We start from the raw sequence: 1,073 nt of genomic DNA on the forward strand, positions 1-1,073 counted from the left end.
GACGTTTTGCTGCTTGAAAGTGAATGCTGTGCATTCCGTGTTTAACTGTGTTCGTGGTGTTCTCATCATTCAATGTATTCAATAAAAATCTGTTGTTGGTACAATCCTAAAACGGTCAAGGATTTTGAGTGAAAGGGATAGCCTTTGACTTGATTGCCCTCGACCGTTTTTCTGTTGTTTACAGCTTCCTCCATTTCTCTATGTCTTCACCATATTCCTCCAGATGCTGACGCACAATGTTCTCAACAAAGCTTGAAAGGTTGCTGCCCCTGTCGCCTAATCTACGCACAATGAAGTCGGCACGTTCCTGTGTTTCCCTGCTCAGATAGACTGCCTTGCGATTGTTTAACTTAGTCGGCACAAGATAGGCTTGCTTGTAGGCTTCGAGTGTTTTCTTTCTCATCTTGGCACTGATGCGTCTTTGAACGGTTGCGTTCTCTGTATGCTGCGCAGGTTCAGAGTGCGTAGTGTTCTCTGGATACTGTTCGTTAGACTCTTGAATAAGTCTTGCTTTCCTTGCCCGATGTTCGGCTATAAGATGTTCGGACAGACCTTCAATTTGGTTGAGTCCTAAATATTGCTTGGTGGAGTGGATGGTATTCTCCATTCCCTCGTTACTGACTTTTTTCTTGTCCACATTATTATCTCATTTTATGTTTGACTTGTTTTGATTTCTTACTTTCCTTTTGCTCCGTAACCGTCATCCGTGTCCGTTCCTGCACTTTCTGCTGCTCCTGTTTACGCATACGGCAGACATGAAACTCGTTGAGGTCTTTGAAGCCTTTGTAATGTATGGACATATCCTCCACCTTGAAACCTGCCTTGACGAAATCATTGGTTGCCCTCCGTCCTGCTTCATCATTATCAAGGAAGGCACGGATATGGGGCAGGTGTCGGTCGTTCAGATAGCGAACAGTCCTTGCCACATTGCTTACGGAGTTCATCACAAGGCAGTGGCTGGCTATCTCCTCTTTCATTGAAAGAAAAGAAAGGAAATCCATAAATCCTTCAAACACACATACAGGCAGTGGCTTGTCTATTGCGTGTTCTGTCTGTTTGTCCGTAAATTATTA

1 protein-coding gene and 1 pseudogene are annotated in these 1,073 nt (G+C 44.1%); both read right to left on the reverse strand.

Features of this window, described 5'->3' with window-relative positions; genetic code table 11:
• Positions 1-178: 178 nt before the first annotated feature.
• Entirely contained in the window at positions 179-637 is a 459-nt protein-coding gene (locus HMPREF1640_RS11115) for a DUF3408 domain-containing protein (RefSeq protein WP_006282083.1), read from the reverse strand.
• A 4-nt stretch (positions 638-641) separates the two neighbouring features.
• Positions 642-1,037: pseudogene (locus HMPREF1640_RS11120) on the reverse strand (toprim domain-containing protein); the annotation flags it as partial.
• Positions 1,038-1,073: the final 36 nt, after the last annotated feature.

The organism is Prevotella sp. S7-1-8, from assembly GCF_000758925.1.
Classification (GTDB): domain Bacteria; phylum Bacteroidota; class Bacteroidia; order Bacteroidales; family Bacteroidaceae; genus Prevotella.